7 protein-coding genes are annotated in these 8,569 nt (G+C 56.6%); 1 reads left to right on the forward strand and 6 read right to left on the reverse strand.

Features of this window, described 5'->3' with window-relative positions:
* Window positions 1-35: 35 nt before the first annotated feature.
* Window positions 36-1,556, reverse strand: a complete 1,521-nt coding sequence (locus BMY73_RS06115) for a DUF2235 domain-containing protein (protein WP_092405779.1) — start codon at window positions 1,554-1,556, stop codon at window positions 36-38.
* 476 nt (window positions 1,557-2,032) lie between these two features.
* On the opposite strand from BMY73_RS06115, the gene BMY73_RS06125 reads away from it, so the two are divergent.
* Complete coding sequence (locus BMY73_RS06125; RefSeq protein WP_092405783.1) at window positions 2,033-4,093, forward strand: pyridoxamine 5'-phosphate oxidase family protein; 2,061 nt, start codon at window positions 2,033-2,035, stop codon at window positions 4,091-4,093.
* A gap of 253 nt (window positions 4,094-4,346) precedes the next feature.
* Here the strand turns inward: BMY73_RS06125 and BMY73_RS06130 are convergent, their stop codons facing one another.
* The 5 genes from BMY73_RS06130 to cynS all read right to left on the reverse strand — a co-directional run bounded on the left by BMY73_RS06130 (window position 4,347) and on the right by cynS (window position 8,556).
* Window positions 4,347-4,823 carry a nuclear transport factor 2 family protein gene (locus BMY73_RS06130; protein WP_092405785.1) on the reverse strand — a complete coding sequence of 159 codons (477 nt, stop codon included), beginning with the start codon at window positions 4,821-4,823 and terminating at the stop codon, window positions 4,347-4,349.
* Between the two features lie 159 nt (window positions 4,824-4,982).
* Complete coding sequence (locus BMY73_RS06135) at window positions 4,983-5,609, reverse strand: glutathione S-transferase family protein (protein WP_092405787.1); 627 nt, start codon at window positions 5,607-5,609, stop codon at window positions 4,983-4,985.
* Between the two features lie 203 nt (window positions 5,610-5,812).
* The gene (locus tag BMY73_RS06140; RefSeq protein ID WP_092405789.1) at window positions 5,813-6,724 is read right to left on the reverse strand and encodes a LysR substrate-binding domain-containing protein; all 912 of its coding nucleotides are present in this window, start codon (window positions 6,722-6,724) and stop codon (window positions 5,813-5,815) included.
* Between the two features lie 19 nt (window positions 6,725-6,743).
* The gene (locus BMY73_RS06145; RefSeq protein WP_092405791.1) at window positions 6,744-7,646 is read right to left on the reverse strand and encodes a LysR family transcriptional regulator; all 903 of its coding nucleotides are present in this window, start codon (window positions 7,644-7,646) and stop codon (window positions 6,744-6,746) included.
* Window positions 7,647-8,085: 439 nt separating this feature from the next.
* The gene (gene cynS, locus BMY73_RS06150) at window positions 8,086-8,556 is read right to left on the reverse strand and encodes a cyanase (RefSeq protein ID WP_092404031.1); all 471 of its coding nucleotides are present in this window, start codon (window positions 8,554-8,556) and stop codon (window positions 8,086-8,088) included.
* Window positions 8,557-8,569: the final 13 nt, after the last annotated feature.

The following is an 8,569-nucleotide window of genomic DNA, read 5'->3' on the forward strand; positions in this document are numbered from 1 at the left end:
CATTCCTTTGAAATAATTCCGACATCAGACGGGAGTCACTGAATAGTCAACGCCACATGTCCTTTGTTGTTTCCATAGCAATTCCACGCGTCATTAGCGTAGACATAAAGATAACCAGACCGTTTAGGTGTATACGTACACCCATGAGCTATCAGAAAGGTTTCCGGTTTCAACAGGATCCCATTTGCGTCAACGCCATCGCTGTTTGCGATGGCCCCGATCAAACTAAACCAGGGAAAATCTTCGTGGCGGCGTGTGTAGTAGAAGTTCGCGTTGCTGTTGTTGAACAGCTTTCCGTACCAGGTTTCCAATGTCCCTAGCGCGCTGCCCACTAAATAAGACAACTCGGCCGGTTGGAAGTGATGAGTCGGCGGTCCGCCCGGGCCGCATACGATCGACGCATCCAGCCATTCACCGCTGGCGCTGAACGTGTAAACAGTGCCGGCTTCAAGCCATAGCCCGGTTTCATTCCAGGGAAGGCGCGCTGATATATCCAACACCAATGGTGTCTTGGGGGCCAACAGTCGTGCTTTCCGATAGGGAGACTGTGTAATCGGTGGGTTTCGTTGCCGATCCAGCGCTGAGCTATGAAACAGCGCCTGTTGAGTTGTCATATCAGCCACACTGCGTGGCTGGGTTGCCAAAACGTTAAACACGCCATCGCAAGAGTCATGCATCGTGTCGTAGAGGTTAGGTTTGATCTGCTGCACGGCGGCGGGATCAAAACACAACCCGACACTTCCCGCTTCCTTGATCATCCAGTCCAGAGCGCCATCGCTCAAACCACATTCGCGGTAGCCGCCGCCGACATCAGAATGGACGCCAGGGAACCAGATCTGTTTTAAGTCCGTTCCTGCTGGTGGCTCACTCCACAGCGTGGGTTGGAACGACGCGCGGCGCTCGTCCATCGCCAGGGCATGACGAGCGTACTCAACGGATGGATGCAACGCAGTGTCGTGGAACGTGTATCGCTCGCGATTATCGATCAAATTGAGTAGAGCCATGTCGTCCGGGATGCCGAGCGCACCCACGGTGTCCCACACCCCGATGAAACGAATCGGAATGGCATCGCCTGCTTCATTGTGAAAATCCCACCCCTGCTTCGCCCAGTCGGCCCGTTTTTCGGTTTTTCGTCTATAGCCGTATGTGAGCAAAGACTGGATGCGCTCCCATACCTGCGCGGGCTTTAACCCTGTAAGCCGCAAGAGCCCACAGCAGCCTATAAATCCTGCAAGGCTGCGCACGGTGTAAGCACCGCGGCTAAAGCCAAACAGGTAGATGGCGTCATTGGGCTGGTAGCAATAGCAGAGCTTCTGGTAGGCGCTCATGATATTGCTGTCGAGCCCCGCTCCCGTCCCACCTCCTACTGCTTTGTCCCACCAACCGCCGTTTGTGCCGACCCCAGGGTGGTAGTAATTAGTCTGAGGATTGCCTTGGGCATCGAGATCAGCCACAGCGTTGTAGAGCCGTACCACATTCGTAGGGGCCGGTACGCCTTGGTCGAGTTGGTCAGGGGTATTCCAGGTACCGTCGCAGCAAATCACCAGATTAGCCATGGCATAGTCCGTCTCACCCCGGCAGGCGGGCGTCAGTCAGCGGGCCCGACCATGATGGTGACGAGAGCATCTGCGACTCGCAGCGTCATGTCATGTTGGGGGATCGCGCTGACCACGGACATCCAGCGATGTACAGCATTCAAGATCAGCTATTGGATGTCGTCAAGGGAGCAACGCAAAACGTCTGCTACAACTCCGAAGATGAGAAAACGTTGCATCAGACGCCCTTACCGTTTCACATTGCGAAATGCTTGATTGCGCGCGGCGAGGGTTCCGCTGCCAAGGGCAAAAGTTGGACGATAACGGTCACATCTACAATCAGGGTGCGTTTAACTGGCTAACTGGCATTCACTGCTGGCAGATACTGGGACAGCTCATTCGCTCACCCTGTCGAGTATCGCAATGCGTAGGCATCCGCCAGACCGAGATGACCGCCCCCCACATCATTCGACAGGTTACCCAAGGAGACGAGCATCATGAGCGGACGCAAAGGTTCTGATAAAAAATCGCCTTGGCATGAGGGGGAGCTGCAGTTGCAGCGGTCGGTTGGTGCCGTCGAGCTCATGGTCGGCCCCGGCGAGCGTCAGATGGCGCGGGACTGGATGCCTGATCAACACCGCGAGTTTTATGCCCAACTGCCCTTCGTAGTCCTCGGTACGGTGGACGAAAATGGCCAGCCTTGGGCGACGTTGCGCACCGGCCAACCTGGCTTCATGCATTCGCCCGAGCCCAACGTACTGATGCTTTCGCTGCCAGTACAAGCAGCCGACCCCGCTCAGGAGGGCATGAGGCCTGGCGATGCCGTCGGGTTATTGGGCATCGAGTTGCACACCCGCCGTCGTAACCGAATGAACGGCATGATTCGCCATGCCGATGGCAACGGGTTCCAGATCGCCGTTTCCCAAGCGTATGGAAACTGCCCGCGCTACATCAAACTGCGGCAGTACCATTTCGTGGATGAACCCGCCGGGCCGGTCGCTGAGTTTGATGCGCTGAACGATCGTGCCCGCGACTTGATCAGCCGTGCCGATTCATTTTTCGTCGCCTCGTACACCGTGCGAGACAATGTCCGTGAAGTCGATGCCTCACACCGCGGCGGCAAGCCTGGGTTTGTCCGGCAGGATGAAGACGGCACGCTGTTGGTACCGGATTTCAACGGCAATCTGTTTTTCAACACGCTGGGCAATCTATTGCTCAATCCGCCAGCCGGTCTGGTGTTCGCAGATTTCGAGACGGGGGATATGCTGCAGATGACGGGCACTACCGAGGTGCTCCTGGACGCCCCGGAAATCGCTGCCTTTCAGGGGGCAGAGCGCCTATGGCGATTCACTCCGCAGCGCATCGTTTACCGAGAGCGTGCACTGCCGCTTCGCTGGACCGCCGCTGAAGACGGGGACTCCTCCAGCTCACTGATGACGGGCAGTTGGGAGCAGACCGCGCAACGGCTTCAGGCGCAGGCATGGCGCGACTCCTGGCGTCCGCTTCGGGTGGTGCACATCGAAGACGAAAGCGCTGAGATCCGATCCTTTCGCCTTCAACCTATCGACGGGGCAGGCGTCCCGCCTTTCCAGGCAGGGCAGCACTTACCCATTCGAATCAGTCGCGAAGACGGCCTCGACTCACAGCTGATCCGCACCTACAGCCTTTCCAGTGCCCCGTCGGATGATTTCCTGCGCATCAGCGTCAAGCGCCACGGCGCGGTGTCCTCGCATCTACACAACCATATTCAGCTGGGTGATACCCTCGAAACCCGTGGTCCAAGGGGCATCTTTACCTTGGAGCCGTTGGTGAGACGCCCACTGGTCCTGATCGGCGCTGGCGTCGGAATCACCCCTATGCTGTCGATGCTCAGGGAAGTGATTTATCAAGGTGAGCGCATCGGTAGAATGAGGCCGACATGGCTGTTGCAGGGGGCACGAACTGTCGCTGATCTGGCCTTCAGTCGTGAACTGGCAACCCTGATCGAGCGCGGGAGCGGGAAGGTAAAACTCCAGCGCTTCGTCAGTCAGCCTGAAGCAGGAACCGAGCCTGGCGCGGACTTCGATCATGCGGGAAGAATCACCGTTGAGACACTGAAAAGCCTGTTGCCGCTGGATGACTATGACTACTACTTGTGCGGCCCCGGCAGTTTAACCCAAGGGCTATATGACGGGCTGCGAGCACTGCGCATTCCCGATGATCGTATTCACGCAGAAGCATTCGGTGTGTCGACGTTGACCCGAGACATTGCCAGACCGCTTTCGCCTGATCCGCAACCAGGCGCCACGGGCGAGCCCGTCAAGGTGCTGTTCGCGAAGTCCGCCAAGGAAGCTCGCTGGGAACCGCAGATCGGCAGTCTGTTAGAGCTAGCCGAATCCCGGGGGCTGACCCCGGACTTCAACTGCCGGTCGGGCACCTGCGGCACCTGCAAAACCCGTATTTCAGCGGGGACCGTGCGCTACCTGACTACGCCGCTTGACCCTTTACCTGATGATGAGGTGCTGCTGTGCTGTTCAGTACCCGCGCCTGGGAGCCCGCCCCTTGTGCTTGAACTCTGATGTCCTGCCCTTCGGTCTGGCATCCGGTTTGAAATGACACCCGTAAAAGAGCCACCGGATGTCATTGAGAACGAGCCTCTTCAGCTCACTGATTACGGGAATGATGTGCGCCAGGTGCGCCAGACGGATAGCACGCAACCCCCCGGTTGCAAAAATGGTTCTGCAGGCCGCTTTTTTTATGCGAAGGCAGCGCGGCAGCTGCCCTCCTCCAAACGATATCCTTATCGGCGATTCAACTTCTCCCTCGCCTACCTTAGAGGCCCAGTTCCGAAAGGCTGGGATGCTCATCCGGACGGCGACCCAGTGGCCAGTGGAACAGACGCTCTGACTCCTTTATAGGCAGATCGTTGATGCACGCAAAACGATGGGCCATCAAGCCGTTCTCGGCGAATTCCCAGTTTTCGTTGCCGTATGAGCGAAACCAGTTTCCGGAGTCGTCGTGCCATTCATAGGCGTACCGTACCGCGATACGGTTGTCTGTGAATGCCCATAGTTCCTTGATCAGACGGTAGTCGAGTTCCTTTTTCCACTTGCGGGTCAAAAATGCTTCGGCTTCAGCGCGATTGCTCGCGAACTCTGCTCGGTTACGCCATTTGGTGTCGAGCGTGTAGGCCAATGCTACCTTCGCGGCATCGCGGGTGTTCCATCCATCTTCGGCAAGGCGCACTTTCAACAAGGCGGTTTCGCGCGTGAACGGTGGGAGAGGAAGGCGTTTTTCTTCGTTGGACATGTCAGTCACCTTGACAGGAAGTAATAAACGAAGGCGCATCACCAATCGTTGCGCCTGAACTGTCTCCACCCGCATCTGACACCGCAACGCAGTGCCGAATACGAATCCCCGGAGAGGCAGCCGATACAGTGTCGGGGGAAAGTGATCGACCCTGACGCTTCAGGCCTGTTGCAGACCGACCGCTGTGCGACGCATTGGAACGAAACCGCGTAGCCCTTCGATGCGAGCGAGCCAGGAACGGACCGAAGGGTAGTCTTCAAGGGAGACGTTGCCCTCTGGCGCATGAGAAATATAGGTATAACCCGCGACATCGGCGACAGTGGGCGCGTTGCCGACCAGGAATTCGCGTTGGGCGAGTTCCTTCTCAAGCACCTCGAGCAGCGCGTGAGACTTGGCAATCGCATCCTTCGCATCGAAACTGGCACCAAACACAGTGATCAGCCGCGCTCTGGCAGGACCGTTGCTAATCTGTCCCGCGGCGACGGATAACCAGTGAACCACTTGTGCCAGTTGAACGGCGTCGGTCGGAAGCCAATGGCTCTCACCGTACTGACGCGCCAGGTAGACGAGAATGGCGTTGGAGTCTGCAAGTATGGCGCCGTTGTCATCAATGACAGGCACTTGACCGAAGGGGTTGAGCGCAAGGAACTCGGGGGCCTTGTGGGCACCGTTGGCGAGATCGACGTCAATGATTTCTACCGGGCGGCCCAAGAGTGAAAGCATTAACTCCACTCGGTGTGCATGTCCCGACAACGCGTGGCGATACAGCTTGATGGGGTTCGACATGACAGCTCCTTTATTCTAAGGCAAAGCAAGGATTGTGCAATGCGAGACCATCTTCCTTGGTTAGCGGTAGACGAGGAACATTCAAAACCCGGAATCAACTATTCCTCTTTGTGAAACAGTCGAACGTTAGTTGACGGGGGCTAAGGTAGAAGCTATTGAAGCGCTCGCTTTCATTGGCGCAGCGTCCTCGAATGAGCAGACGCTTAGTTTGCAACGAGTTGTAACGCCGGATGAGCCCTCAGGGCGGATACCGTGTAATCAACGAAGCTTCGAACCCGTAACGAAGCCCTACGACCTTCGCGGTAAACGAGATGTATGGGGGCGGCCGGTAATTCGAAACTTCCAAGGGTGCGCTGCAGTTTTCCTGTGTCAAGGTAGCTGTGCAGCGCGAAACTTGGACCGCTCAACAGGCCGGCGCCCTGACAGGATGCGTTGATCGCAGCCTGAGCAGTGGCACACCTGAGTTGAGAGGTGGCTTTGAAACTGAGGGGTTGGCCTGCAAATTGGAAGACCCAGTGGATATCCTCGCAATGCCCTTGCGTGGCGATCAATCGGTGCGTCCTTAGCTGCGCCGGTATTTGAGGCTCCCCGTAACTACCAAGGTAACTCGGGCTGCCACAAACATGAGTTTTGACATGGCCTACTTGCCGCGCGATCAAGGTTGAACTGGGCAGGCTGCCCACATGTAAGGCAATGTCGATTCCATCCTCGAGAATCGCGGGATACTGATCGGAGAATCGGGTAAAGACGGTGACTTCGGGATGTTGTCGGGAGTACTCGCTGATGATCTCTGGATACACATAGCTGCTGAACAGCTCGGGTACAATAACGTTCAGACGCCCTTCAACGACGCTCGGCATGCCGCGCGCCGATGATTCAGATCGCTCGACCTCATCCAGGATTCTTATCGCATCGGCCAAAAACCTTTCGCCTGCCGCGGTAAAAGCAATCCCTTGCGTGGTGCGGATGATCAGACGTGCCTTTAATCTGCTTTCAAGCCGGTCGATTGCGCGCACGAGCGTGGTAACGGCGACCCCTGCCCTGTCCGCAGACATGCTCAAGCTTCGGCATCCCTGCAGACCTCTGAATATCACCATTTCGTGATAGCGGTCCATTCTCTTGACTCACTTGTGATCACAGCTGAAGTGATGGGTTACCCAACAAACGGTCCGCTAGAAAGTTCACGAACGTCAGGGTCTTCGCGGGCACCCTGGCAGTCTTCTGGTAAACGATATGGATAGGAAGCGGTGCGGGTTGAAAGTCACGAAGGACGACTTCGAGGTTATGGTTTTTGATGAAGTGATCAACCTGATAGGACAGAACCCGGGTCACCCCCCAGCCCAGACAAGCCACGTTAATCGCCGCCTTATTATCGGTCACGATAAGCTGAGGGACGGGACGGAAATTCAGCGGTTTATCGTCGTATACAAATTGCCAGTCCCGGAGAAGATGACTCGCCGACGAGCTGACCAGGTTGCAGTTCGCAAGATCATCGGGATGCTGGGGGCGACCCACTCGATCCAGATACTGCGGCGAAGCACACACCACAAGGCTCACCTCACCGACTTTCACCGACACTTGCGTGGCATCGTGCAGATGACCGATGCGGATGCCGACATCCACGCCTTCCTCGGACATATTGACAACGCGGTCAACAAGCATCGCATTGAGGGTCACCGCGGGAAAACGGTCCATGTATTCGACCAGGGTCGGGGCCACGAACATCTCCCCGAAGATGACAGGTGCAGTTAATGTGAGGTTGCCGCAAGGGACGGAATAACTGCCCGCTGCGGCTTCTTCAGCCTGTTCGACTTCCGACAAAATACGTCGGCAATCTTCGAGGTAGTGCAGCCCCGCTTCGCTCAAACGCATGCTGCGCGTAGAGCGTGACAACAATTGAGTGCCTATTCGTTCTTCAATGGACGCGACGGCACGCGTCACTGTGGGCGGCGATATATTAAGCCGGCGGGCCGCAGCCGCAAACCCGTCCGCCTCAGCGACAGCGATGAATATCTGCATCTCATAGAAACGATCCATTGTGCAACTAACCTATTCGTTGAAGACCCAAGCGGATACGCCATGCCCTGTTTTACGAGCCTGTTGCTATCAACGGATTCGTTTCGCTGGCCCCTTCCGGATCAATCATCGGGAATACGACCTGGCCGGATCCCCTCACTGGAATGTTCAAGCACTCATCGGCGCCAACATGACAAATGCATCTGATTAACATGCTCGTTTGTTACGCAGCTGAGTAGAACACTTAGAAACCGGAACGAGGCATTTCGTTTTTTGAAACGCTGAGTTAGTTATTGAGAGGTATGAAAAGTTGTGGGCCAACCTTATTGCCCTGGCTGACAGGCCAGGCCTACGCCTGGGAGACGGCGCTAAGGCGACCCCGCTATTCGAATTCGCAGTGCAGTGATTCACTGTTTGAGACTTCCTCCCGACGTGGAAGTCTCAACACGTTGCCCCGTATTCAGAATGGGCGGTAAGGCAGGAATTTACCGTCCAGCGTGATCACCGCGCGGGAGCCGCCTTCCGGGTCTTCGACTTTCTTGATGTCCATCTTGAAGTTGATGGCGCTGATGATGCCGTCGCCGAACTGCTCGTGGACCAACGCCTTCAACGTGGTGCCGTAGACCTGAATCATTTCGTAGAAACGGTAGACGGTCGGGTCAGTCGGCACGCCGCTTGGCAGGCTGCCACGCAGAGGAATCGCTTGCAGTTGACGCACCTCATCAGCGCCGAGTTCAAGGCGCTCGCCTATGAGCTTCGCCACGTCCGTCGACAGTGGGTGTTGACCCAACAGCGCTGCGGTCACGTAGGTCAGGCTGAGGCCAGTGCCTTCGGCCAGTTGTTCGAAGGTCAGGCCTTTTTTAGCCTTGATGTCGAGCACTTTGGCGGTCAGGGCAAGGGTTGGATCCTGGTAAGCATTGGACTGGGTCATGTCGGTCACTCCG

Origin of the sequence: Pseudomonas sp. NFACC02 (assembly GCF_900110765.1) — a bacterium.
Lineage (GTDB): Bacteria > Pseudomonadota > Gammaproteobacteria > Pseudomonadales > Pseudomonadaceae > Aquipseudomonas.

Bases quoted from the DNA above. Each gene is read 5' to 3' on its own strand.
- BMY73_RS06115 (WP_092405779.1), bottom strand. From the start codon at position 1,556: ATGGCTAATCTGGTGATTTGCTGCGACGGTACCTGGAATACCCCTGAC.
- cynS (WP_092404031.1), bottom strand. From the start codon at position 8,556: ATGACCCAGTCCAATGCTTACCAGGATCCAACCCTTGCCCTGACCGCC.
- BMY73_RS06130 (WP_092405785.1), bottom strand. From the start codon at position 4,823: ATGTCCAACGAAGAAAAACGCCTTCCTCTCCCACCGTTCACGCGCGAA.
- BMY73_RS06145 (WP_092405791.1), bottom strand. From the start codon at position 7,646: ATGGATCGTTTCTATGAGATGCAGATATTCATCGCTGTCGCTGAGGCG.
- BMY73_RS06140 (WP_092405789.1), bottom strand. From the start codon at position 6,724: ATGGACCGCTATCACGAAATGGTGATATTCAGAGGTCTGCAGGGATGC.
- BMY73_RS06135 (WP_092405787.1), bottom strand. From the start codon at position 5,609: ATGTCGAACCCCATCAAGCTGTATCGCCACGCGTTGTCGGGACATGCA.
- BMY73_RS06125 (WP_092405783.1), top strand. From the start codon at position 2,033: ATGAGCGGACGCAAAGGTTCTGATAAAAAATCGCCTTGGCATGAGGGG.